General features: G+C 56.8%; 24 protein-coding genes, 1 tRNA gene and 1 pseudogene. 16 read left to right on the plus strand and 10 right to left on the minus strand.

Annotated elements, in window-relative coordinates:
* The 6 genes from KKP04_RS13560 to KKP04_RS13585 form a co-directional block, all read right to left on the minus strand.
* On the minus strand, nt 1-1,005 hold the full coding sequence (locus KKP04_RS13560) for a PD-(D/E)XK motif protein (RefSeq protein WP_215032596.1): 1,005 nt from the start codon (nt 1,003-1,005) through the stop codon (nt 1-3).
* On the minus strand, nt 989-3,856 hold the full coding sequence (locus KKP04_RS13565; protein ID WP_215032599.1) for a Z1 domain-containing protein: 2,868 nt from the start codon (nt 3,854-3,856) through the stop codon (nt 989-991). The genes KKP04_RS13560 and KKP04_RS13565 overlap by 17 nt, the downstream gene beginning before the upstream one ends.
* A complete protein-coding gene (locus tag KKP04_RS13570) occupies nt 3,853-5,319 on the minus strand; it encodes an ATP-binding protein (protein WP_251134110.1) in 1,467 nt (488 codons plus the stop codon). The genes KKP04_RS13565 and KKP04_RS13570 overlap by 4 nt, the downstream gene beginning before the upstream one ends.
* A 40-nt stretch (nt 5,320-5,359) precedes the next feature.
* A complete protein-coding gene (locus KKP04_RS13575) occupies nt 5,360-7,546 on the minus strand; it encodes a sigma-70 family RNA polymerase sigma factor (RefSeq protein WP_215032605.1) in 2,187 nt (728 codons plus the stop codon).
* Nucleotides 7,530-8,390, minus strand: a complete 861-nt coding sequence (locus KKP04_RS13580) for a WYL domain-containing protein (protein WP_215032608.1) — start codon at nt 8,388-8,390, stop codon at nt 7,530-7,532. Before KKP04_RS13580 ends, KKP04_RS13575 begins: the two co-directional genes overlap by 17 nt.
* Nucleotides 8,391-8,561: 171 nt before the next feature.
* Nucleotides 8,562-9,794: a hypothetical protein gene (locus tag KKP04_RS13585; protein ID WP_215032611.1), complete on the minus strand. Its 1,233-nt coding sequence runs from the start codon at nt 9,792-9,794 to the stop codon at nt 8,562-8,564.
* A 292-nt stretch (nt 9,795-10,086) separates the two neighbouring features.
* Between KKP04_RS13585 and KKP04_RS13590 the strand changes: the two genes are divergently transcribed.
* From KKP04_RS13590 to KKP04_RS13635, 12 genes and pseudogenes are all read left to right on the plus strand, one after another.
* Complete coding sequence (locus KKP04_RS13590; RefSeq protein WP_251134111.1) at nt 10,087-10,416, plus strand: DUF6538 domain-containing protein; 330 nt, start codon at nt 10,087-10,089, stop codon at nt 10,414-10,416.
* Nucleotides 10,417-10,834: 418 nt separating this feature from the next.
* Nucleotides 10,835-11,155: pseudogene (locus KKP04_RS13595) on the plus strand (toxin-activating lysine-acyltransferase); the annotation flags it as partial.
* Between the two features lie 10 nt (nt 11,156-11,165).
* Nucleotides 11,166-11,330 carry a toxin-activating lysine-acyltransferase gene (locus tag KKP04_RS15975; RefSeq protein WP_371818808.1) on the plus strand — a complete coding sequence of 55 codons (165 nt, stop codon included), beginning with the start codon at nt 11,166-11,168 and terminating at the stop codon, nt 11,328-11,330.
* 479 nt (nt 11,331-11,809) lie between these two features.
* Nucleotides 11,810-13,111 (plus strand): tyrosine-type recombinase/integrase, encoded by a 1,302-nt coding sequence (locus KKP04_RS13600; RefSeq protein ID WP_215032617.1) that lies wholly within the window; start codon nt 11,810-11,812, stop codon nt 13,109-13,111.
* Nucleotides 13,112-13,432: 321 nt separating this feature from the next.
* The gene (locus KKP04_RS13605; protein WP_215032620.1) at nt 13,433-13,723 is read left to right on the plus strand and encodes an AlpA family transcriptional regulator; all 291 of its coding nucleotides are present in this window, start codon (nt 13,433-13,435) and stop codon (nt 13,721-13,723) included.
* 105 nt (nt 13,724-13,828) lie between these two features.
* The gene (locus tag KKP04_RS13610) at nt 13,829-16,252 is read left to right on the plus strand and encodes a DUF3987 domain-containing protein (RefSeq protein ID WP_215032623.1); all 2,424 of its coding nucleotides are present in this window, start codon (nt 13,829-13,831) and stop codon (nt 16,250-16,252) included.
* 554 nt (nt 16,253-16,806) lie between these two features.
* Nucleotides 16,807-17,505 (plus strand): hypothetical protein, encoded by a 699-nt coding sequence (locus tag KKP04_RS13615; protein ID WP_215032626.1) that lies wholly within the window; start codon nt 16,807-16,809, stop codon nt 17,503-17,505.
* Nucleotides 17,506-17,578: 73 nt separating this feature from the next.
* Nucleotides 17,579-18,010 carry a DUF5681 domain-containing protein gene (locus tag KKP04_RS13620; protein ID WP_371818811.1) on the plus strand — a complete coding sequence of 144 codons (432 nt, stop codon included), beginning with the start codon at nt 17,579-17,581 and terminating at the stop codon, nt 18,008-18,010.
* Nucleotides 18,010-18,387, plus strand: a complete 378-nt coding sequence (locus KKP04_RS13625) for a hypothetical protein (protein WP_215032632.1) — start codon at nt 18,010-18,012, stop codon at nt 18,385-18,387. The genes KKP04_RS13620 and KKP04_RS13625 overlap by 1 nt, the downstream gene beginning before the upstream one ends.
* Before the next feature lie 294 nt (nt 18,388-18,681).
* The gene (locus tag KKP04_RS13630; protein WP_215032635.1) at nt 18,682-18,879 is read left to right on the plus strand and encodes a hypothetical protein; all 198 of its coding nucleotides are present in this window, start codon (nt 18,682-18,684) and stop codon (nt 18,877-18,879) included.
* A 4-nt stretch (nt 18,880-18,883) separates the two neighbouring features.
* Nucleotides 18,884-19,006 carry a hypothetical protein gene (locus tag KKP04_RS15785; protein WP_256437999.1) on the plus strand — a complete coding sequence of 41 codons (123 nt, stop codon included), beginning with the start codon at nt 18,884-18,886 and terminating at the stop codon, nt 19,004-19,006.
* A 4-nt stretch (nt 19,007-19,010) separates the two neighbouring features.
* A complete protein-coding gene (locus KKP04_RS13635) occupies nt 19,011-19,235 on the plus strand; it encodes a hypothetical protein (RefSeq protein ID WP_215032638.1) in 225 nt (74 codons plus the stop codon).
* A gap of 9 nt (nt 19,236-19,244) precedes the next feature.
* Here KKP04_RS13635 and KKP04_RS13640 read toward each other — a convergent pair whose 3' ends face one another.
* Both KKP04_RS13640 and KKP04_RS13645 read right to left on the minus strand, forming a co-directional pair.
* Nucleotides 19,245-19,853, minus strand: coding sequence for a hypothetical protein (locus tag KKP04_RS13640; protein ID WP_215032641.1), 609 nt, complete (start codon nt 19,851-19,853; stop codon nt 19,245-19,247).
* A 195-nt stretch (nt 19,854-20,048) separates the two neighbouring features.
* Nucleotides 20,049-20,876, minus strand: coding sequence for a ParA family protein (locus KKP04_RS13645; RefSeq protein ID WP_215032644.1), 828 nt, complete (start codon nt 20,874-20,876; stop codon nt 20,049-20,051).
* Nucleotides 20,877-21,128: 252 nt separating this feature from the next.
* Here KKP04_RS13645 and KKP04_RS13650 point away from each other — a divergent pair, with 252 nt between their 5' ends.
* Nucleotides 21,129-21,572, plus strand: coding sequence for a hypothetical protein (locus tag KKP04_RS13650; RefSeq protein WP_215032646.1), 444 nt, complete (start codon nt 21,129-21,131; stop codon nt 21,570-21,572).
* Nucleotides 21,573-21,690: 118 nt separating this feature from the next.
* Here the strand turns inward: KKP04_RS13650 and KKP04_RS13655 are convergent.
* Nucleotides 21,691-21,767, minus strand: a tRNA-Arg gene (locus KKP04_RS13655).
* A gap of 427 nt (nt 21,768-22,194) precedes the next feature.
* Here KKP04_RS13655 and KKP04_RS13660 point away from each other — a divergent pair.
* The 3 genes from KKP04_RS13660 to KKP04_RS15980 all read left to right on the plus strand — a co-directional run bounded on the left by KKP04_RS13660 (nt 22,195) and on the right by KKP04_RS15980 (nt 24,795).
* Nucleotides 22,195-23,322: a glycosyltransferase family 4 protein gene (locus KKP04_RS13660; RefSeq protein ID WP_215032649.1), complete on the plus strand. Its 1,128-nt coding sequence runs from the start codon at nt 22,195-22,197 to the stop codon at nt 23,320-23,322.
* Nucleotides 23,323-23,417: 95 nt separating this feature from the next.
* Entirely contained in the window at nt 23,418-24,260 is an 843-nt protein-coding gene (locus tag KKP04_RS13665) for an FkbM family methyltransferase (RefSeq protein ID WP_215032652.1), read from the plus strand.
* Nucleotides 24,261-24,513: 253 nt separating this feature from the next.
* Entirely contained in the window at nt 24,514-24,795 is a 282-nt protein-coding gene (locus KKP04_RS15980) for a helix-turn-helix domain-containing protein (RefSeq protein ID WP_215032655.1), read from the plus strand.
* Between the two features lie 25 nt (nt 24,796-24,820).
* Here KKP04_RS15980 and KKP04_RS13675 read toward each other — a convergent pair.
* Nucleotides 24,821-25,064, minus strand: a 244-nt coding sequence (locus KKP04_RS13675) for a transposase domain-containing protein (RefSeq protein ID WP_215032658.1), incomplete at its 5' end; no start/stop codon positions are given.

Genomic DNA, 25,064 nt, shown 5'->3' on the forward strand with positions numbered 1-25,064 from the left:
TCAATCCAGTCCAAATTCGTTGATCAGCTCCGAAAGTCCGATCGAGGGAACTTCGAGCGCGTCGAGGTCGAGCACATAGGCAGCTGAGCGGATGGCAGCTGGAAGCGCCGCGCGCGTGAGACGCGGCATGTCACCTTCCGCGCGGAACGCCCTTGCGTCCTTCAATGTAAGTGTGCGCCCGTAGAGCGCTGCATGCTCGTCGAGGTACCCCATCACCATGAGCAGTGCTTCGAACCCGCGTTGCACTCCGGCCAGTCCGAACCTTTCTCGGAGTTCAGTCACAAGACCGACGAGCGAGACCCCATCGGTATTCTCCTCGAAGCGAAAGGCGCACAGGAAGTTGGGCGCCCGGTCACCATCCAGCTGTTCGATGCTGTTGATCCGCGCGAGGAAGCTGCCGGTCCGGACCGTGCTCTTCACCTCTATCGCGCCACCCCGAACGTGGAAGTCCTGTGCAGCCCGCAACGGCCCCTGCCAGCAGTCGAGAGCACCAGCTCCGAGGGAAGTGTCCGTGAGCAGCCTGAGCATCCAGAGTTCGCCGAGCAGGCCGATCTGCGCATCGGACGAAAGAGGACGGTGCGTTCGGGCCATGAAAGCCTGCCACTCCCGGACCCGTTCGAGGAAGGCGTCCGCAACGTCGCGGCTCGCGCTGTTGGCTGCAGTCTCCAGCGTTCTCAAGACATCCACGACCATTATGGCGAAGATATCAGGTGAGCCCTCTGGCCGCCTCACGAGGGCGATCGCCGTCTTGCCCGCGAATACGGTTTGACCCTCGATGCAGGAGACGTCGAAACCCTTGCCTTCGGGCAGCCGTGCCGGATTGACCGGCCACGATCCGGGAAAGGAGACGATCAGGGCTTCCCGACCGAGCGGAAAGTGACAGCCTGCTTCGACCGAGACGGCGCCCATCCCTGTGAGGTGGACAAATCGCCAGTCTTCCGCCGCTTCTTGGCGCGCGAGAGCTCGCCAGGCACGCGCGATTCCCTCTTCAGTCCACCCACTCATTGAGGCCTCCCCACAGTACGCTGTTGGCGATGTACCTCGAATTGGAGACCCTTCTCTCGGAGTTGCTTGACGGAAAACTGATTGCCCAGGCGACGACGGGATCGGCATCCTTTAGCTCTTCGACCTCGGCACCCTCGGGATCGAGCAGGTAGAGCATCAGGAGACCACGCTCCCGGCGCGCCTGGACGCCTGCTTCGGTGTCTCCTTCCCCGAGAATATGACGGATCTGCGGACCTCTAGGCTCTGACGGAGGCTCCTTGCCCTCATTGCGATCGGTATCGTTGCGCCACGTTTTCTGGCTGAGGTCGAGCGCAGCCTTCCATTCTGCTTCCGTCAGATCGATGGCCTGATCGCGTGGCGAGATCAGGGTCTTGATAGAATATCGATCTGCATGTTCGGTCGTTCTCCTCCGCTTCAGCATGTTGACCGAAGAGCCGCCGACCTTGCGGTACTTGTCGTCCGGGCCCGTATCCTTTCCGATCAGCGCAACTGTCCAGCTCGTGAGCTCGCTATCCTTGTTCATCTCCTCGATGAAGTCCGCAATCAGCGGACTCATGATCCGGAAACTGGCAGGGTGGGTTCTGTAATCCCGCAGGAACGAGATGACGCTCAGGGCCGGCACATCTCGCCAAAGGTGACCGTTCCACTTCTGGCCTTGTGGAACGAAATGCTGATCATTGAGATCCGTCGATGGACCGAGTGCGTTGATGAACCGATCCGTGGCCTTGAAGTTCGCCGTGATGTCGTCCTTGCGGTTGGGGAACACGATAGTCTGCAGAAGGTCGCCCGAATAGGTCAGCTGCATCGCTCGAGCGTTTCTCATCTTGGCCCGAGAGGTCACCGTCAGCACCGAATGCGATTTCACCCGCAGACCGAACTGTTTTGGCGTGGCGCCGGCCGCGACCATGTTGTCGAACTCTTGGCGCAACTCTTCGGCGGCATCGGCGATATGGCCGAACCACTCCACCATTTCCTGCGACGTGTAGAGGCGGCAGACATCAAGGTAGCCGTCGCGGTAGCCGAACCAGCGCCCCATCTGCATCAGTGTGTCGTACATGCGCGCGGTCCGAAGGAAGTAACTTGTGCAGAGACCCTCCAGCGTCAGACCGCGCGCCAGCTTGTCGCCGCCGATGGCAATCACCTTGAGGCCGGTGCCATCATTTTCGGCGTAGTCGAGTGCGTCCTTCGCCGTCCCGTTAATTTCGCGCACGCGAATGTCTGACAGGACGTCGGGGAGGACGCCACGAATGTCCGCCCACGAGAAGTCCTCCAGCGTTTCTCCTTCGACGAGGGCGGAACGGATCCTCTGCATCCCTGGCAGAAAGGTTTCCTGATACTCCGTGCGCATGGACGCCTCGAGGTTCTCGAGCTCGATGCCGCGGGTGTAGCGGCCCTTCAGATCTCGCACGTACTCTGCGACCTGGTTGACGACAGCGTTCTGCACCGAGGTGAAGCGGGTAACGTGGATGAGCATCGATGAGTGCTTGCTGCCTTGTCCGCGCAGTTTCCTCACGGCACAGGCATAGACGAAGGAGCGGATCGCTTCTGCGAGCGAGTCCGGCACACGATCCTCTCCCTGCCATCGCGGCCGGTAGCCGTTCTTGTGTCGTGGCGGCATCCACGGCTGGAACTCATCGTCCAAAAGCGGGCGCACCAGGGGCAGGTCTTCGGGCGTGCTGGAAGCCGATCCGAAGACACGACCTGGTCCGACATAATTCGATGGCGCCGCAAGGCTGGTGATGAAGGCTGCGGGGAATAGGTCCGGTCCGTACTCCTGAGTTTCCCCACGGTCATGAATGAAGATGTTCGCAAAGGGTGTCGCCGTGTAGCCGACATAAGCCTTCCGCGAGAAATGGTGGAGGATCGACCGGATCAACCTGTTGATCGTCTTGGGCTCGTGTTCTAGATCCGGATTGCCGAACTCGTCCACGACATCTTCACCGGTGTCGACAGATCCGTGATCGGACTCGTCGTCGATCACCATGAGGGGCAGGTTGGTGACGAGTTTGCGACCTGTTTCGGGGTCGACGTGATTGGCCACACGGTTGCGGATCCAGTGCAGCAGGCGCTCCAGCACCGTCTTGTTCTTCTTGACGACGAACAACCACGGTCGCTGTTCCGGGCTGATGTTCATCTTCGCCGCAACGGCCGTGTTGAAGTCGCCCTTGTCGCTCCGATTCGTTGCAGCATTGGGACGGACCGACATGTCCCTGTCGATCAGTCCGACCCCCACTGCTGGGAGCTCGTCAGCATCCGCGATGGTGGCAAAACCGAGAAACCCCTCGTCCAGGCGGATCTGGGTCTGTGCTCTCAGGTTGTTGTGCAGGCCGGCGAGCACGATGATGATTTTGTAACCTGCGTCGGCGGCCTTGCAGATCAGTCCGGTATAGTTGCCTGTCTTCCCCGACTGGACGTGGCCCACGACCAGTCCGCGACGATCCCAGGCGCCTTCCCGTGTCGGGTCCTCGAGCTGCGAAAGGACTTCGTCAGTGGCGACATCGAGAGCATCTAGGGCCGTCCAGGGGATCCGCGCTTCCATGTACTCCGAGTAACGCTGCCAATAGGTCCAGCCCTTTTTCCTTTCTGCATCAAGCCAGGCGACATGGTCCTCACCGCTCGACAGGGTGGCGTTCTCGCCCACAGTGCGGCTTGAACGGCGGATCAGCTCGTCAACGAGCGCGTCCCTATCAACAAGGGCGAAATCGTCCTCCATCATGATCGACAGCTTGGTCAACTCCTTCTCGATCATTTCCGGAGTGACAGGGCTCTGAGCGCGTTCCGCAGCAAGGCGGAGCATGTTCTGGGCCATGGAAAGGATTGAATCGAAGGCCTTCTGGTTTGAAATCGTCATTGCGTGTCTTTCGCTTCAAGGGCTGCAACCAGGTCGAGGTGCCGGTCGAATGGGGGCGTGCGACCGAGCCGCTCGCGTGCCTCGGTCGGGCTGAGCCCGCGGAACTTCACCAGTGCTTCAAACATCGAGGACAGGGTCTCCATCACCTCGTTCTCGGCCGCTCCGGTGAAGCCAGTTCTCGGCGTCTCCTTGTCTTCCGCCGTATCCAGCCAGATACGCTGCACGGGCACTGTCTCTTCGATCAGCCTCAGAAGAGCGAGGATGTCGGACTTGAGTGGACCGGCGCGATCGAGGATCGAGGCGACAAGATCATGGTCACGAGCGATCCGGTAAGACGTTCCTTGTGCCGAACGCCGCGCTTGCCATGCTTCGGCGACTGCGTTCGGGCGCGTGCCTGAGGCCGGGGTCACGTGTCCGCGGTGGGCGAAGACCCGCCGCGCCGTGTCGCGTGTTTCTGTTGCGAGACGATGAAGCTGGGATCGCAGACGCACCGGGGGGCTGGCCGTCGATTTCAGGACATTGATCTTCCAATCGGCATCCGCGCTGTTCGGTATGTCGAGCCGAATACGTGCGAGCCTGTGAGCTTCATCGCGCGGCCATGGTTTGCCGCCATCGCCGAGGCCAAGCCACCCCCCAGCGAGAAGGAGACGCTTGTTGCGGTAGACGTAGAAGCCCTCCTGCTGCGTCCATCCCCCGGGCCCCGCCGCCGCTTCCTGCTCGGCAGGTTTGAGCATGTCGCGATGCGGAAGGACGTGGCATTGCACGGTCACACCGGTGGTGTGGAGGATCCGATACTCCGGACTTTCGAGCGCCTTGCCGGGATGACCGATGAGGTACGGATCCCAAGGCTTCAACCCTCTGCCATTGAGCGAGAGGCGCAGAATAGGCTGTTGGCCATCGATGAGGCGATGGAAGGTCATCGCAAGATGCGCCTCCACGCGATCCGCGAGCTCGATCATGTCGGTGGCCAGGAAGCCATCCGTCACGATACGGTCCAGTTTCTCCCAGAGTACGACGGTGCCGTGGGCCATCTGATCAAGCGGCGCGAGCAGATGCTCTGATCCCGGCGCCGGTCCCTCGAAGAGCGGCCAGTCTGCCCCGGGTTCCTGACCGATGAGATCGAGGTCCCAGCGCAGGCAGACGACCGGTCCACCTTCCTTCCGACTGGCGACGGTGAGGCGACGAGCCTGAGAGAAGCTGGCCGTCTTCAGGCCCAGCCCGAAGCGCCCGAGGTCGGTGGCGGCGCGTTCAGCCCTCGGATCGCGAGCGCCAAGGCGCATGCCAGCCTCCAGAGCCGCGTCGTCCATGCCTTCACCGTCATCGACGATTCTTACCCAGCTCTCTGGACCGGCCCACTCAAGATGAACGGCGACGTCGCGCGCATTTGCGGCGATGGAATTGTCGACCAGATCGGCCAGTGCGGTGGAAGGCGCGTAGCCGAGTCCACGAAGGGACTCGAGCATCGACCCGGCATGAGGAGGAGCATTTCTTACACCCATCCCGTCACATCCCCAGCAATTCCTGGAGCCGACGCTTGCGACCCGGATGGGAAAGTCGATCGAGGCCCTTCGCTTCGATCTGACGAATGCGCTCGCGCGTCACGCCGTAGATCTGACCGATTTCCTCGAGGGTCATGTCGGAATCGCGCCCGATACCAAAGCGCATCCGGATCACATCAGCCTGACGTTCCGGCAGATCAGCCAGTGCGTCTGTCACGATCCTTTCGGTTTCTGCCTGGTCGAAGACATCCACTGCTGGAGGTTCGGGCAGCAGGTTGTCCCAGTCGTCGAGGCTTGCGGGATATTCGGCTTCACGCGGGATGCCGCGGAACTGTCTGACCTCGTCGATTGCCCATTCCAGCTCTTCGGCGAGATCAAGGTCGGAAACGGCACCGCCGACCCGAACGTCCAGCCTGTCGAGGGCGCGATCAAGCTTGGTGACCTTCTCGTTCCGATGCACCGGGATGCGGATCGCCGCGCCTTCATCAGCGCGCCATCGCATGATGGCCTGTCGCATCCAGTAAGTGGCGTAGATGAGGAAGCGATAACCACGTTCGGGATCAAATCGCCTTGTGGAACGCTGCAGACCCATGAACGCGACCTGAAAGACGTCCTCTGGATCCTCGCCTTCCTCCACGTTCCGCGAGGCAAACCGCCGCACGTAAGGCAGGTGCTCGCGGATAAGGTGTTCGGTAGCGGATTCGGAGATCAGGATTTCGGCTTCCAGCTGACTGGCCTCGGCTTGGCACGCTGGGAACTGCTTCAGTCTGCGGACCAACTCCTTTTGGAATGCCAGAGAGAGATCCAATGCCTCGAGCGCAGCAAGTGCCTCTCTTCGTCGTTTGCCGTCCATTACCCGGCCAGTAGTGTTCCAAGACCTCAGGGCGTCCGCGGCGGCCATTACTTCGGACGTCTCCGCATGGCCCGGTCGCGAGGGAATAATGGTTCTCAGGGAGACCGAGCCGGGGTCTCGCGAACCGTCGCGGATGCGGTCCATGACGTCGAGGATCGTTTCGACGGCGGTCTCGGAGGCCAGGATGCCCAGCTGGAGTTCCTGCTTGGCCCGCATCATTGGCTCCAGCAGTTGCAGCTCTTCTGATTTGTCCATGACGAAGCGCTGTGTGCCGGGAAGCCGCGTCCAACGCGTAAGGGCTGCCTCTAACGCGTCAGCAAGGTCATCGGACGATGTGTCTGAGACGGCGTCCCAGATGTCGGCATCATGCCCCGTCGCTTGAGCGAGATCGAAGCCAGCTGCTTCCAGGTTGCGCTGGAGATTGATGCGCAGTTCCTCGAGATCACCATTCCCTTCGCAATGGGCGACCAGGCGGTCGATATCGTCGAGGGAGCACCGACCCTTTGCCAGAATCTCCTCTGCCCAGGTGAAGCAGAGATCTGGGTCGATCGACATCCGCGTGCCGGTCTGGACGACCGCTCGTTTGACCGATTGCCGGCCGCGGTTGCGGACCTGCAGGAAGTCACTCTCTGCACCGTGATCGGCGGCCGCAGCGGCACTGGAGCCGATGCCCTCTCCGGAAATTGGTGCTTGTGAAAGGTCGAGATCCCAATCCCCGTCCTCGTTATCTGAAACCACTGGTGACGAACTGATGAGCGCTACGAATGTCCCCGATGCCGTATCGCCCGCGTACTGATCGAAGAACTCCTCTGGTTCTGCCTCAGCTTCGAAAGTCAGCAGGTCATCTAGGTCGTCGGTCCTATCGGCTGGCTCCGTCTCCTGAAGCATGGCGAGACGGTGCTCCAGAACTGCATCGGGCCCGGTAACGACAGTCTCGACCTCAAGTGAAACCTCGCGATCGCCAACCGTCTCCGCTTCCGTCTCCGGGGACCCCGCAACAAGCGAAAACAGGAGCTGCGCGGCGAGACCGTGACCTTCGGCAAATGCCACATCCGCCGGTGTCTGTCGGTCGTGGTTCAGTGCGCCGGGGTCAGCTCCCGACCGAATGAAGAGATCGCAAACGGCAAGATTGCCCATGCGCGCAGCAAGGTGGAGCGGCGTATCTCCCTTAGGGTCGGCCGCGTGGAGGCTGGAGGATGCCGCAAAATCGGCAAGCCTCTCGAGCTTCCCTTCGGCGATCAGCCGGATCTCGAAAGGCCCAAGAACATGGCTTTCCGGTTCGCTCTTCGTTTGATCGCGACTGCCGAGGATGCGGGACAGTCTATCCATGATCTTCATGAATGACCTCCCTGTTGAGAAGCACGATCTGCTGGTCCTGAGGCTTTCTCGCGTCGGGATCAGTATCAAGCCCGAGACGCCTGAGCGCGTAGTACAGCAGCGCGCGCCGGACCTTGATCTTCACCTTGCCGCCACGCATCCCGTAGTCGAGCGCGATGACCTTGGCCTGGGTTTCGGAAAGGGCGGGGTGGGGCCCGATTTCCAGAGTGGCTTCAGTATTCCAGTCGCGGTCGTCCATCGCGGACACATCGCTTTCCCGACACTCTCGAATCTCGAGCATTCGCGAGAGCAGGAAATCCTTGAAGGCTTCGTCGGTCAGGCAGAACGCCCGTGTGTGCCAGCGGAACCCGTCGAACCCGATGGCGTGCGGAGCGATCCAGCGCCAGCGCGGCTCCGGACTGGACAGGGACTGGTACTTCACTTCGATCGCCTCGGACCGGCGTATGGCGCTGACCACGGAGCGGAGCGTCACGGGATTGACGCCGCGCACCGGGGTCGGGGCTGAGGCGTAGGGTGGGAGATCGGCAATCCAGGAGTCCTCGCGGTCGAGGATCCCGTCCGCCACCGACCGAAGCTGGGCGAGGTAGCGGCTTGCGTCGGGTTTGAGGAACCGGGGCTTGAACTCGGGGCCACGGACGTAGGTCCGCGCGCTCTTGTCGTAGACCATGTTGTCGGGCGCGAAGCCGATGTAGCGGTTCAGGTCGGTGGACGCCTGGTTCACCGAGACCCCGAACTGGTCCATCAGGTCGCTGCGGTTCACATGTCCCTCCCAGAACAGGCGGAACTCTATGAACTCGAGACGCTGCTCGACTCCCCAGCGAAGTTCGGACCTCTCGTTGTCCACCGTGGCCTCCCAGCCCCCTGATGCGCATGGTAACTATGCGCGCCCATTTTCTGGGTTGTCGTGAGGCTAGCCAGGGGATGATGATCTGGCAATGGAAATGCGTCTCCTTGCAGCATCAATCTCGATCCAAGCGAACAGCGGCCATAAAGGGCTTAGGCAGAGGAGAAGCACTCAGTAGCCCCAGCCAGAGCTGACGGGGGGATCGCCGAGCGGATCTTCAAGCTCGTCGACTGCCGGGAACAGATCGCCTTCGCCCGCAAAGGATTTCGCAGCATCCAGTCCGGTTCGACGATCAAGCTCGGCCAACCGGGACTCTACCCACTGCAGCATCCGGCCCAGATCCGAGTCGACGGACAGGCTGGCTTCCTGCGGCAGGCCGGAGATCCATTCGCGGATTTCGCGGGCCTCCCGACGCAGCTCAATGATCTGCCGCAGGTGAGAAAGTCGCATCTCCTCGCGTTTGAGGCGGGCCTGTGCGAGCTGTCGCCGGTGCTGCAGGATTTTCCACTGCCTCTCGCGCTCCTCACGCTCCTCGCGGCGCACGCGAATGGTCTCTAGAATGAGCTCTATGCCGGCGACTATTTCGGGGACCATCCGTTCCACGCGTTGCGTCTTGCCGTCACCCCACGTCTTCCGCAGGCCGTCCGCCCACGCGTCGATCGAGAACACGAGCTCGCCGGTCCACGCAGTCACATATTCCGGCCAAGGCGGTCGGCTGCCGAACGAAACGCTGTCCCAATCGTTGCGCCGAAGGGACCGTGCCTGTTTCTCTTTCCTCTTCTCCTCCCGAGCGGTTTCTTCTGGAGTCGGTACGTATTTCAGCCTTCTCGTTCGTTCGAGCAGGGTGAAGCTGATCTTGTCCGCGCCCTTCTGAACGGACATCTTCTCTCCGTTCGCTATCAGGCTCAGCCCGACCTCGTCGAGCGTCCGCGCCAACGCGTCGAGGAAGAAGCAAGCCCGTTCGGCGGACGCAGCGCCGACGATCACGCCACACTGGCCTGGCGCCGTGGCGCTGAGGACGCCCTCCTTGTCCGGCTTCCTGGTCCGAAGGAACTTCACCGTTTGCGCCACCGAGGAGTGTGGGTTTTCCATCAGAGGCATTGGGGATTCTGGCGTCGCCTTGATGGTAGCAGCCCGGACTTCCCGCTCAGCCTTTCGCTTGCAGGCAAGTTCGGCGATGCCGTCAGGGAGAGCTGAGGTGGCCCCGCGAATGCTTACCCGATCGAGGCTTCGATCCCTCAGTTCGAGGAACGGCGGCACTTTCGGTTGTTCTCCGGTAGCAACCTTGGCCCAGTACCCCCGGGGCGGTACGGGAATACGATGACGACTGCAGACCTTCGCGAGCCCCCGATCCGATATCCCGAATTCCTGTGCAAGCGCTGTCATCGGCTTGCGCCAGACCAAGTCGTAGAGGTCTCGACGGCTAAGTATCTGTGAAGGCGACAATTCTTGAACTCTCCGCAATACAGCTTCGCGCGGAAGCAATATCCCGCAGCGCCGTTTTAGCTGTCATCGCCACCCGGATGAAACCTGGAGAAGGTTGGATATCAGGCCCATCCCCTCCGCCAACCTTTTTTTGCAAAAATCCCGTAAGTGCCCGTCTTAATTCAGCTTTTTGCCGTAGCGCAAATTGTTCAGCGCTGCTTCGCCCAAATGTGCTATACATTTCGATGCACAATTTGGGAGAGGCGCGGCTGTGAAAGACACAACCATTTTCAAGCGGGCCGATACGTGGCAACTCCGCCGCCGCGTGCCCGCGCGCTATGCCCCCGTCGAAGAGCGCAAGGTGATCTGGCTCAGTCTTCACACCGATTCGGAGAGCGTGGCGCGCCGCAAGGCCGCTGCTGCATGGGTGCAACTCGAAGAGGCCTGGGAGGCCCGTCTCGCGGGCGACACGAACGATGCGGAGAAGCGTTACGCCGCCGCCCTCAACCTTTGCGGAATGCGCGGCTTTCGCTACCTGCCTGCCGAAAAGATCGCGGCGGAAACTAAAAGACGAGGCTCTTCGAGAGCGCTGAGCTTTTAGAACCGCTCAAAAATGCAACCTCGACCGCATTTTGATGTGGCCTCTGCTTGTCTGTTAACCGATACGGACCATCGCATTTAACGCATGAATGTGCCTGCAGGCGACCTGGCGGGCGCGGCTTTGAATAAGGCAATACGGGCGATCGATGCTCGGAACCGCCGAAGCAATCCTTACGCACGTTGGAATGACATTCCATGATCGGCGATCCGACAGTGGACGCCCGCGCAGAAGCGCGAAGCTGCTTCCGCGAGTAGGGATTCTTGCTCTCCGATGTTTTTTGAGATGCCGCAAAGCACTCCTGAATTAGGCTCCGGAAGCGCTGCGGTCGTCGCGTGACGAAATCCGAAGAACGAGAGAATGAGACGGCAGCGCACTTTCGTGAAACGCGGCAATCCCCAGAACCAGTGAGATAACACACATGACGTCCTCCGAGCGAACCGATCCCACAAAGCAGCATGCCAACGGCGACGCTAACCCGAGCAGCAGTCCGACCACGGGCGGCTCTCCGTTCACGCTTCCGACGCCCGGCGGCAAAGACAAGACGGTCGCTACGCTTCTTGGCGAGGTCTGCTGGCTGTTTTCGCAAAGCCCGAAGCACAAGAATTTCTTCATCTCCGATCTCGAGTGGCTGGTGATGACGCCGATCCTGCTCAGGCAGATTCGCGTGTTCTATGCTCCCGACCGCCCGATCGGCGTGGCGCTCTGGGCCTTTGTTAACGATCTGGTCGAGGAGCGCTTGAAGAGCGGCCATGCGCGCCTGGCGCCCCGCCGACTGGAAATCGGGCAACAAGCTGTGGCTCGTGGATATCGTCGCCCCCTTCGGCGGACAGGACGCCATGCTGACGGATCTGAAGGAAAAGGTGTTTCCCGAACGGGAGGCGAGTTTTTTGGGAGTAGCTGAATGGACGCAGTAGAAAAGCTAAAGTAAGGAATTAATGGAACTGATACCGAGATGTCTCTACGGAGCCTGAGATCAAATCGGATGTTCGCCGCGATCGCAGTTATCATCATAGCTTTTTTGATCTATAATGATTTTTAACAAAAAATAAATTGTCGTAACAAATTCTTATGCTCGATAGCGCATGAATACTATTTTTACATGAAAAGGATGACGCCTAATGAAACCACGGATGCATTTGATATTATAACAAAGTATAGAAACGTATCGACTGATATCGATTTATACCACATGCTATTACGATTCCGCTCAGAACCTGGCTTCAAAATTACGCAGAATGGTGCCAATGTAATAATATCTACGTATTTTAGGATTTATTATGCAGCTTATATCCCAATTGTATCTGAGATGATTATTATATAATTCAGTGATACTGGGGTGACTGTGAGGCTAGTCTCTGCAAGCACAGCAATTATAGCGCTGTAGGTATACAATATGACCGAGAATATTGTAGTAGGTTATCATGCTATTGGCACAACTGGAGATATAGCCCATCATAAATTTATAATATATTATCGCGCTGACGGCACTGCCATGCAGATACATGGAGAAGGCTCCCAAAACTATGGTTGGTCTCCGATAGATGAGTTATCGCCGATGCGAAGGCCGCCCTCACGCGGCTCCCGCACCGGTCAGGCGAGGGAGGTTGCCCGCGAGCACCTGCGTTCGATGCGGATGGGCATCGACCCGCGCGATCTGAAGCGGCAGGACGAAGCCATGAAGATCACGCTCAGGCAGGTGGCGGACGCCTATTTCGCGCGTCCCGGTATGCTGAAGGAAAGCACCCGCGCGGAAATGGATCGGCACATCGAAAAAGTGTTCGAGGCATGGAAGGAGCGACCCATCGCTTCTATCACGCCCGCTGAATGCCGGAAGCGCTTTGAGGAGATGGCCACGCACGGCTTGCGCGGGAAAGGCCCTGCGCCGACGCAAGCGAGCCTCGCGCTGGTGACGCTTCGGACCCTCATCAACTTTACCATAGGCGAATATAAGCAAGCTGACGGTAAGCCCCTTATCGAACATAACGCCGTCGACATTCTCAAGAAGGAGCTGAAGCCATCGGTCCCTCGCACCCGCCAAATCGACCGCCGCAAGGTCGGCGAGTTTTGGCACCTGCTTGCCGAAGCACGCCATCGTGCTCTCGACGACGACGCGCTCGCGGGCGTCGACCTCGTGAGGTTTTTGCTCCTTACCGGCGCTCGGCGAAATGAGGGTGCTGAGCTCACATGGGACCGCGTCAACATCGATGACGACGATCCGACGAATTGCTGGTGGCATCTTCCTGATCCAAAAAACCGGAATCCGGTCTGGCTTCCCCTGTCTTCGCAAGCGGTCGCAGTGCTGAAATCAAGGAAGCGGGTGAGCGGGAACCCGCATGTGTTTCCTTCGCGGAGCAGGACCGGCCACATCATGGACACACGCGGGCCGCTCGAACGGTTGAGTAAGCGAATCGGCATGGAAAGGCTGTCGGCGCACGACATGCGGCGCACCTTCGTCACGCTCGGCGTCAAAGCCTGTCGGCTCGACGTTGCGAAGCTGGAGCTTCTCACGAACCACGTGCCGCAAGGCGTGACCGCCCGCCACTATCTTGAAACCTCGGACCTTCGGGATTATCACCCTGAAGTTCAGGCAATTGGCGATTTGATAGAAGCGGAAGCCGCCGTTGCGGCAGGCCGTATAGCGCCGCGCACAGCGGCGTTGTTTGGCCCCGCTACTACCGCGGCGGCCCCGTGCTGATCGAGGCGCTAGCTGGCGCTGTGCCGCCCCACTAGCGGGGCAGGGGCATCGCGGCCTTTGGCGCAAGCGTACGCGCGGAGGTTGTGCTCTTTTGGTAACAGGCGCGCGGGAAATTGTGCGACTGCGCAAATCTTCGCATACAGGCACGTTAAGTCTTTGTTAACATAACCTTGCTGGCCCGCTTCTATCCAAGTGTGCGCCGTCTCACATCGGCTCCGCCCTTGCGCGGAGTGTTCACCCTAAATCGACCGTCCGGGTAAGCGACGGCAGGATTTTTCCTGCCGAAGGTATAATACCCGGCAGGACTGGCGGAGGTTTGCTATGTCCCATTCGGTTGATCTTGACGACTTATTGACGAACAAAGAAGCCGCCACGCTTCTCGGTATCAACCCCAACACCCTCGAGATTTGGCGCTGCAAAGGCCGAGGTCCGGCGTTCATCAAGCTGGGCACCTCGCCTAAAGCGGGCGTCCGCTATCTCCGCTCCGCTCTGTTGGCATGGCGCGCGAAGCAGTCTTTCACCAGCACGAGCGCCTACACGGCGACCCTCAGACAGCCAATCAGCAAGCCCTCCGACGCGCGCCCCATGAAAAAGCGGGCTGTTTCTGCGTAACGGAAGGTCGTGGCAAGCCAATCGTAAGTTCATTCACAAAAAAACGGCGGGAGTTTGGCAATCCCGCCGCTAGTGATTTCAACTATACCTGGAAAGATAAGCTGTATGGAAGACGTTAAAGAAAATACGGTTGTTCCACAAGCTAATATTTTAACTGATCAGCGGGCGAAGATACCACAAGAGCTCAAGAATTTACCTCAGTGGGCGCTTGCTGGCGCCGATAAGCGACCGTTGAAGGTTGACGGAAGTAACGCCAGTTCAACGGATCGCGCCACATGGACAACCTTTGAGAGCGCATGCTCCGCAGCCGCGGAACGCGGATGGAATATCGGCTTCATGCTAAACGCTGAAGACCCTTTCACCTGCATCGACCTCGACGTGAAGGACAAGGATACGCATCCAGACGAACCACGACTTTGGACGCCACCCGAACAATCCAATCGCTTCCAAAAAATTATTACGTCTTTCAACTCCTATACAGAGCGCTCCCGCAGTGGGAAAGGCTTCCACATATGGGTCCGCGGGAGCATTGGGCGCGGGCGTAAAAGAGATGGCGTGGAGGTGTACAGCCAAGATCGATTTATCATTTGCACGGGGGACGTATATAGCGAGAAACCTATTGAAGATCGAGAGACACTACTTGGCATACTCGTTCGTGAGATAAACAATGGTAAAGAACCGGCGCTGATTGAGCTAGCAGATGGCGGAGTTCCGAACCTCGCGCTCGCCAGTAATTTGAATGAAGATAAAGGAGACATCGGAAAACTGTGGCGAGGTGGCTGGCAAGATATGGGTTATCCGTCACAGTCGGAAGCCGACCTTGCCCTTGTTAAGAGGCTTATGACTGAATGCAATTCATCCGAAGACTGCTGGGCGACCTTTCTCCTGTCGGAACTGGGTAAACGCGACAAAGCTAAACGACCGGATTATGCGAGAAGAACAATCAGCGTTGCTATACAACACTTGGAGAATGACGCCGCCCAAATTCAGCACGGGAGGCAGATGCTCGAAGTTGGGTTCATGTGCAAAGATACGTTGATAAAAATTATTCACGGTCGAACGAAAATGTTCAAAGTGGATTCGGAAAACGATAATGACAAAGCCTTCGCGGTTCCGGCAGCTTGTGCATTCCATGACCGAACGCCGCTAAATTTCCTTGCCACACCCAGTGCCCCAGCACTCGACCCGGCGCACCTGCCTTCCCCGATTGCGTATTTTGCAAACGCATATGCCGATGCGAACGGCTTCGACCGAAGCGGAGTTATCATGGCGGCAATTTCTGCTGCCGCTGCCATGCTCGATGACAGTTACACCCTTGAGGCGAAGCCTGGGTGGCGCTTGTCACCGCGTCTTTGGACCGTGCTGATCGGCAAATCCGCTACGGGGAAGAGCCCGACAATTAAAGCGGCGACGGAACCTGTGAAGCTTAAGCACTCCGAAGTCGTGAAATGCTTTCAGGCTACCTACAAACCGGACCCAGATCGCCCTGACGCACGTCCTCCGGAACCCGCTCTCTACAGTAGCGACGCGACTATTGAAGCCCTCTCTGAAAAACTGCGGCACAACCCGCGCGGATTGTTGATGCTGACAGAAGAGTTCTCTAGCTGGATCGGCGCTATTGATTCGTCGGGCCGGGGAGAAGCCGCGAAGAACCGAGGGGCATGGCTTCAGCTATATGACGGCGGACCTTACCAAATAGACCGTATTGGACGAAAATCATATCAAGTGCCGAACTGGGGAGCCTCCGTCCTGACGGCGACGACGCCAAGCGCTCTTGCCGAGCACTTGAAGCACTTGCCTGAGGACGGGCTGATTCAGAGGTTCATACCTGTCATCGTTGCCCCGCGTGACTTCGACAAGGATGGTGATGCATGTGCCGCGCAGGATCACTGGAAAAAATACCTAGACTATCTTTTCAGAAATTCGAGGACAACGATTCAGTTCAGCCCTGAGGCCCGCCGCCTGTTCAAGGAGAGCGAGACGGAGCTAGGAAAGATGGCGACGGCGATGGATGACGTTTCCTCGGCGCTGGCTTCACACATCGGAAAGCATAGCGAGATGATAGCACGCATCGCGCTCGTGTTCCACGCTTTCGAAGAAAAACCTAGCACGACCTTGTCGGCCGAGACACTGCAAAAGGCGATTAACCTCATGAGACAGGTGCGCAAGCACTCAGTTGTCTTGTTCACCGACATTCTTGCTCGGTCGCCTGCAACCGAGGTTGCAAGAGCCTTGGCTCGCTCGCTTGCCGCTGCGGACCCCGCAACGCAGACGATAGGCCGCGATTGGATGACACAGCATTGCCGGGCCTTTGAGAAGGCGAAGGATGATCGGACTCGCCGAGAAGCCGTGCAACTTCTTGAAGACCTAGACTGGCTTCGTGACGCCAGCAGCCGCACCTATGGCGGTTGGCCGACGAAGTGGGAGGTTAACCAAAACATCTTCCGCCTCTACGCACAAGAGGGTGAAGCCCATCGTGCCAAACGAGCTGCCGTGCAGGAAGTCTTTGGTGAGCAGGCACGAGCGTGAGCTAAGGCCAGGGGAGGGGGGGGGATAATGCGCTAAATCTCTGGCATCTCTGGCTTGGGTGTGTGTCGCTTATGCTATAGAGGGATTGTAACCTTTTATTTCCGACGCGTGCCCAAGCCAGAGATGCCAGAGATAGCGCCGTGGCTGGTTCTCGCTCACTCTGTTGTAAATGCTCCACACCGTGCCCCCGCCAAAGGGAGCAGCGCGCGCTTCGGGGGCGCCGCACTTTTGACGCACGCCGTGGGCCGCACGCTGCCGCGTGCGCTCGCGTTAGCGCAACCACCGCCACCCATGTAGCGGGAACCGCAACCCCGGCTGTAGCGGCCCCTGCGCCCCGTAGCGCGCCGCCCCCTGCCCGCGTATGCATGCGCCCCGTGTGGTCATCGTCGCATAAGGTCCGGCCCACAGATTTGCAATTTGTGGTTCACTGAAGCATAACAAGAAGTGAACCTATTGTTTTTGCGCGTTTTTTGCAGTTTACGCTTGTTGACCCAATTGTTAACCAAGTAATATGCAAGCACATCATAAGTTTCAGCTCCAAACGGGGAAAACAAATGTCCGAAGTAGACACTAGAATTAGTCCATCCCTTCATCCAAGCAATATGGCGAGTGTCGAAGGATATGACGATAGCACCGCGCATTGCGTCGCGCAGATCGAAAGTGCTTTCACAACGACATATGAGACCTTGCGGAAGGTTCATAATGCTCGCGAGAAGGCGAAAACGAACCCGACTTGGAACGAAGCCCAGCAGATCGTCAACACGGCGGATTTTGCGGACAAGGTGATGCTTGACGCCACCCGCGCCATTGACACGGCGCTGGCAAATATGAAGAAAGGCATTGCCTCGCATGAAGCGAAACTTGCCCAACCGATTGCGAGCAGGTCAAGCTCGGTCGTTGCGGTGGAAATCCGTTCGCACCTGCAGAAGCTCTCGTCCGAAGATCGACGCAAACTCATCCGCGCGGCCATAAAGGCGGGCGATGCTGAGACCATGTCGAGCGTGCTTGGCGCACCAGCCTACCTCTCCGGCCTCAACCCTGAGATGCAGACCGCTTACACCCGCGAGTGGAATGCGTCGCAGTCGCCCGACGTTTTCAAGCAGCTCACGGTGATGCAAGGCGCGTACGGCCTGCTTTCCGAAAGGTCGGCGCTTTTTTGGGGCGAGATGCAAAAAGCGGTGGGGGCTCCTTGGGAGAAGGTCAACGAGCTGCGCACCGCCAAGAATAAAGCGGAGAAAGCCTTCGCTCTCTGATCGCAAGCTTGATGATATCAAGGAGGCTTCACTCATGGCGGAATATGTTCAGCCTGACTGGTTAAAGGGCCACATGCCTAAAAGGGCGGGCGGAGCTGGCAATGCGAACTGGAAAAAAGGCATGCCGTCGCCCAATCCCGCCGGTCGACCAAAGGGTATCATCGACAAGCGGCAAAAGGTTTCGCAGGCGCTTGTCGATGATGCGCCTAAGGTCACGCGTGTGGTCATCGACGCCGCGCTCCAGGGCGACATTCAAGCTGCCGGTCTTGTCCTCTCTCGCGTAGCGCCGACCCTTCGTGCGCAATGCCAGCGCGTGGAATTTGATTTCGACGCCACCGCGCCCGCCGCCCGGCAGGTCGAGCAGGTATTGCAGGCTATCGCTGAAGGCAAGGTTGCGCCGGACGTGGGCAAGCAAATTATCGAAGCGATTAGCGCGTTGAGTTCGGTTCGCGCCGTGGAAGAACTCGAACACAGAATTATCGAACTGGAAGCGAGGCAAATCTGATGTCGATCATCAAGACGAAACGAAACTTTGTCAGCGCCTACCCGCCGGAGCCTCAGGATTTATGGGTGAAGACGATAATCAAGAGCCCGGAAGGTTATCGGACCCTGCTTGTGCAGCCCATCGCAAAGTACGAGGAGGCGGTGGCGTGGGCCGTCAGCATGGCAGACCAGTTCGCGCACCCGATAGAAATCCTTCCGATCGATTTTTGCGACTGGGTGAGCTCGAAATGGACGAAAGGAGTACTTGACAAGCTATCGCTCGATAAGACGCAGAGCTTCGAACGGATGGCGCGGGACGCGCTGCTTGACAGTCAAGACCCCATAGTGCGGCGAAACGCGGATAAGGTTCTTGCCGTGCTTGGGAGCCGCATACAATGAGCAGGCTCACCCCATTCGGGTCCTACGCGGCATGGGAGATGTCGGAGCGGGAGAAAAAGGTCCCCGCCGTCGACCCCGCACCTGCCGTCGACCCTGCCATCACGTGGCATCGGGGGCGGGCTTATCGCAATGAACGGTCCCAACGAAGCCTCAAGAACAGCCCCACGCCTGAGGACATGGAAGCCATCAGGCAACGGTATGTCGAAAAGAAGCTGCTTGAGAAGGAGACAAGCGAAAGAATGTTTGCGCGTACCCTTGCGTTTCTAAGAACCCTATCATCAATGGAGAAGGACGATGAGCAACGTGCGGTACAGCGACGTTGAGAATCCCAAGTTCGACGGGCCGAAGGCGGACGACGATATCAAGCCCGCTCCGGGCGTAACGGTCGAAGACATGGAGCAAATCAGGCTTCGATATTTCGAACGCAAACTCGGCCGCGAGGGCGCAGCACGATTTCTGGCAAAGCCCGATGAAAAGCCAAAAGCGGAATAATGCCATGCTGGACCCTAAGCGGCAGCTCGCGATTGCAAAAAAGCTCAAAGAACTTGAGGCGGCGGCGGAGAACCGCGCTTACATGCTCAACCTCGTAAGACTGATCGACGGCATCAAGCGGAGATGACCACATGGTGGCCACACGATCCATGTTGGCGCGTGTGCGCCGCCTTGAACGCCCGCGAAGGTCGACGCTCGCCGATTACATTCTTTCGCCCGAGTACGAGGCGGAGGTGAAGGCTGGCATTGAGGCGGGGACGCTGGACCGCATCGACATGCCGGGTGTCTTGGCCGCCATGCAAAAGTTGGTGCTCGAATACGGAAGTGCGTCGTGCCGAACAACCATCTCTCGCTAATCGCAGGATTCATGCAACAAGGTCTACTATAACCCTTCCGCAAGAATCAATAAAATCAGTCATATTTTTACATTCAAGTGAACAAATGGGTGTTTTTTGGTTGGTTATTGGGTCCATATCGGACTCGTGAACAATCGCGTTGCGCCGCATTGCGATTAGTTTCATTTGAGTGCTAGCGAAATGTCCCTGCACGCCCATCTTCGTACCGACTTTTTCCCATTTATTGCTCTCTGGCCAAATTAAAGAAAGGCCATCGCTAATTTTATTTGGATGCTGAAAAGCCATATATCTCAGCTTGGCTACGATCGCACTCTCAAAGAGATGCTCTTTCGGCGGAACCGTAGCACCAACCAAATCAGTGTGAAGTTGAATTGAAATATTTTCGCAATGATATTTTGGTGTCGGAGGTCTGTCTCCCTGAAATATCTGACACATACCGATTTTTATTATGTCGTGCATAAGCTTATCAAAAGCCGCCACGGCCACAACAAGTTGACCTCTCAATAGATCATCGAAAGGCACGGGTGCTCTAACTTGAGATTTTAGAAAGTCGTACAAAACAGACTGTTCGCGGGAATTGTTTATATTCGTTTTAAAAATTTCCAGTGCATTATGCATGGTCGATCATCGAAACGATATTATTAGAGATATTCAAAAACTGCTCGCGAAACCGAGCACGACGTTCTAGCGCATTCTGAAGTATTGGTCCTGTTTCTTTAATTTCGTCATCGCGCAAAGCGAATACAGGAACGCCTTCGACACGTGACTTCGGGAGTAGACCTTGAAAATCTGGGATATTGCCAAGGCAGTAACCTAGCTCTGAAATGCCTGGGGATATTGATCCAACTCCAGTGTCATCCCTACGCGTTTAAGTTCTGGAAAAAGACGGTCGCCTACTCGGGAGTTGATTTCATTTATATTCTCCCTATATGGCCGCGCGGCCTTACCGTTGCGAACGTTAAATCTTTGAATTAATGTTCCGATAAATTTGGGAGTTCCATCAGGCAGAGGGTAAGCGGAATCTGCAAATAGCGATAGAGACGACTTCTTCCATGCGACCCAGCGCGGAAGTATGGTCTGGAGCGTCTCTAGAGCCATTAAAGAAAATGGATCTGGGTTTGTAGGTATAATGAATGCATCTGATATCAAAAAAAGGTTTTGGTTTATTGAGCTCAATCCAGGGTTTAAGTCAATGATAGTTACGTCTATCTTATATTTTTCTTCTGTCAGTCGAATCAATTCAAAAAATGCACCCGGTAGATTTTGAAGAGCTGTTATCGCATTATTGGAAGTTTGAGCAAATGTTAAAGCTGCATCATACTCGGACAAATTGGCGTGCCCGGCGAGAAGAAACAGGTTAGGTGCTCGCGGAGGACTGATGCAATCAACAGCCCGAATGGGAACCGGCTTGCCGCCAAAGGCGGGAGCCACGCCATCCTTGATATTTTCTGACTTTGTTTCGTCTTCGAAATAGTATTCCTCGAAGCTATCTCTCAGAATTAATCCCGTAAGATTACATTGAGGGTCGGCATCAACCAGTAACACTCTCTTATTCTCAGCTATCATCCACCCAATGTTATAGGCAGAGGTCGTCTTGCTAACGCCACCTTTGTGATTAAAAATAACTAAACGCTTTGCCATGCGGTGCTCCAAAGATTCTTTAATACCTATATATCGATTAAATTGAGAAAGCTATATCTATCGGCGCTCTCGCGCGGCGCCTCACCCTAACAGGCTTAAGGCCGAGCTTATCGGCACAAACGCGCGCGCTAGTGCTTTATTTTGTGGGTAAGATATCAAACTAATTGATTCAGAAAAGTTGCCGTGCAATCGACGCATGTAGGGCCTACACTTTGCTCGCGAAGCGGGCAGAGATCAGACGGAGCCGTGCGCATGGCCGATCAAAAAGCACCGCCAAAATGGCGTCAGTTGACCGGCAACTCTGGCCTGAACTACGCCGCATGGCAGCTATCGCGGCGAGGCTGGCACGTGATGCCGACCATTCGAAATGCGCGAGGATCGGACCTTATTGTTACCAATACCGATGAGACAGTATTCTTCGGTGTGCAATCGAAAGCCCTTAGCAAGCGGTATGCCGTCCCGCTCGGTGAGTTCATTCAGAATCTGCGTTCTGACTGGTGGGTCATCACCATAAACGCAAACTCCGACAATCCAATTTGCTACATCATGAAAAAGGATGAGGTTCGGCAGCTTGCATCGCAGGACAAAAACGGTGGCGCATTCTGGCTTGAACCCTCGGCCTACGACCGCGACGAGTTTCGTGAAGCTTGGCACCGCATGGGCGCGCAACCGGACCCGCTATCGCTGACGCCGTAGGACGACGGCACGCCACTCCCCTCACCCTAAAAGGCTTACGGCAGGCTTATCGCACAAAACGCGCGCGCTTTAAACCTGCGCTTGCGCTGCGTAACCCATTGTTTTTACTAGGGAAAAATGGCGCACCGGGGAAGATTCGAACTCCCGACCCCCAGATTCGTAGTCTGGTGCTCTATCCAGCTGAGCTACCGGTGCGGAGCAGGCTCGCAAAAGCGATCTGCGAAGGCCCATATCTCTAGCGGGTAACGCGCGGGGGCGCAAGCATTCCGTGGCGAAATTTCGGACCATTTTTCGCCCCTCGCACCCGGCGAGCCGAAATCGAAGCCACGCGAAGTGCGTATCCGGCGTAGCGCGAGGTTCAACTCGCATCGCCGTCACAGGCCCGCGAAAGGACTTTCGCTTGATCGCAGCGATTCTGAACGAAACAGGAGCCACAGCATCGCGCGACGCCACGGTAGCATACCAAGGCGGGATCGAAACAGCCGCAGCTTCCGGATTGTTAACAAGTCGTATCAAATGATACTCCACATTTGACAATATACGGATCTGACGTTAAGCGTTTTTCATTCTGAAGACCAGAAGGTCGCGTTTTGGAAGGCGTTGCCAGCGGGAGTTTGGTGACTTGATCAAAATTGGTGTTAATCATTCGGGGTATCCGGTTCAACGGAACATCATGTCCTTGCAACATCGGGACGTTGTATTTAAGAAGTGTTATGATCTATTTAAGGTGCCGGAATACCTAATTTTCAGAGCGAGCAACAGAAGCGTCCAGTTATTATTGAACTCATTTTGCGATTTCGGCGCAAATCGTAGCGTTGATTTGTATCATTTCTTCAATGTTGTGAGTCTATCTGCCAAACCCTGGATATCCACTTTTGAAACGATCGTGCCGAGGCTAGGGATCAAAAACTCGGCTATCACAGACTTCTACGTAAAGAGGTTGGCAAATGATAGCTGCAAGAGCTTGATTGCGATCTCGGATTGCACCGCGCAAATCCAGATGAGCTACATCGAGAAGGCCTTCCCAAAATACGCCGATAAAATTCGTCATAAGCTGACTCGAATTTATCCCCCGCAAAGGGTCCAAGACCTAGCCACACCTAAAGACCGTGACCGAGATGAGCTTCGGTTTATTTTAGTCGGACACCAGTTTTTTGGGAAAGGGGGGTGGGAGGTCCTGCAGGTGTTCGACAATCTATTTCCAGCGCACCAAAATCTCCGGCTAACAATCGTCTCGTCACTAGAAACTGACAACTACGCTTCAGTTACGGGTATAGCCGACCAGAACAGGGCGCTTGCGTTAATCGCAAAATGGCCGGAACGCATCACACACTTCAAGCGACTGCCGAATAGAGAAGTGCTACAGTTGTTCGCGAGTTCGGACGTTGCCCTGTTACCGACATACGCAGAAACATTCGGTTATTCCGTTCTGGAAGCACAATCCTTTGGCGTTCCTGTAATTACAACCGATATAAGGGCGCTTCCGGAGATAAATAACAACGAAGTCGGTTGGATAATAGAGGTGCCCAAGGATGAGTACGGTTACGGGATACTGGGAAGCACCGCGCAACGCAGCGCTTTCTCCCAATCGATAGTCGCCGGACTGAAGACGATCGTTTTGAATATCCTGTCCGGAGCCGGCAAGGCGAGAGAAAAAGGGCAGAAAGCTCGAGCCCGGATCATCCAGCATCACAGCCCGGATACTATCGCTTCACTGGTGCGTGAGCACTATCAAAAAGCACTTTCATAAGGATCCGGCGCTGAGACTACGGCGCAAACCCACCGTCGGCGGCGCTGTCGTTTCTAAACAAGGCATTCTGTAGTGAGGAGCGCAAAGATATGGGAATGATAAACGATATGGCCCTTTTCTGGTGTCGAACTGTGCCGGTTGAACATGGAAAGGATAGGCTTGAAAGGTTTATTCGACGACCGAGCAGTTCGGAATCGGCCCCTTTTCGTGGACAGCATGACGTTACCTATGAACTGGATTGGGCGGATGGCACGCCGTCGATCATGTGGAAGATTTATACACGAGGAATTCACGAAAGAAATACATATAGACATATTGTCTCTATGTTCAGAGGTGGACTATTCGGCGAAAAGCCAGTGTTCCTTGACATTGGCGCCAATATTGGTTCCTACGCGCTTAACGTGGCAAAATTGGCGCCGCATTCGACTGTGCATGCGTTTGAGCCAAATCCCATCGCGATCGACTACCTGGAGCGAAACATAGCTCTTAATGGGGTCTCGAATGTTCGGGTTCACAAATTCGGACTTTCCAGGGAAGTTGCGTCGTTTCCACTTTATAATGATAGCTTGTCGCAAGCTTCAATCCACAAGAAGGGAGGGACCGGTCGCTTTCTTGAGATCTCGGTCAAGCCGCTGGACTTGGTAGCTGAGGAAGAAGGTATCGATAGGGTGGATCTGATAAAGATTGATGTGGAGGGGCATGAATCCGCAGTTCTGGACGGTGCGCTTCGTACGTTTGAGAAGAACAAGCGACTGGTTGTGATTATGGAAATTGATCGCAACGCCGATCTTGTTGGGACGCGGGAACAGTTGTTCGAGCGAATGCTGAACATGGGATTTTCAGCATATCTGCCCAAAGGTTATCCGTTTTCCATGAAACGGGTTCGCGAACTGGCGCCCACCTACGAAGACAACGTCATATTCCGTCGGGGGTTCTGACGGAACGGAATGCTTCAGCCGATTTGACGCAGAGATGCGATCATGCGGCGGCGAGTCGGATCTGATACCGCCGTATCGAAAGTCTGACTCGTGTTGCGGTGTTGCGATTCTGCAGGTGGGCGGATCGTGATTGCCTGCCCTTGCGATTCGAAGGGAGGCAACATGATGGCGCTTTCGATAAGAGCGGATCGAACTCCGGCGATGCTTCGCAAACTGGCCGGGTCTGAAGTCAATCCGCGGGGGGGCGCGGCGGTTGCTTGCGATCGCCAATGCGCGTTCGGGCGTGAGCCGCAAGGAGGCTGCGGAAGCGGCCGGGATGGACCGCCAGACCTTGAGGGACTGGGTCATCCGCTATAACGCGCAAGGCCCGGACGGGCTTTACGATTGCTGGAGCGACGGGCGACCGCCCCGCCTTGCGCCGCACGAGCAGGCCGAGTTGATACGCATTGTCCTGCGGGCCCCGATCCTGAGGCCTCGGTTTCTCTCGGCAGAAGGCAAGACCCGGCCATCCGCAAAAAGACCCAGGCCTTGCTGAGGCCTTTGAAAAGTTAGCGGTGTTCTCAGACCACGGGATCAGCGTTTTGGCTGGCGGCATAGGCCCAAGGCATGAGTTCATCGATTTTGCGCATCGGCCAGCCATTGACGAGGCGTGAGAGAATGCTGGCGAGATAGGCCTGTGGATCGACGCCATTGAGTTTGCAGCTCTCGATCAGGGAGGCGACGATTCCCCAATGCTCTGCTCCGCGGTCGTGGCCGGCGAAGAGTGCGTTTTTCCTGTTCAGAGCCAGAGGCCTGATGGAACGC

Source organism: Rhodomicrobium sp. Az07 (assembly GCF_018619475.1).
Taxonomy (GTDB): domain Bacteria; phylum Pseudomonadota; class Alphaproteobacteria; order Rhizobiales; family Rhodomicrobiaceae; genus Rhodomicrobium.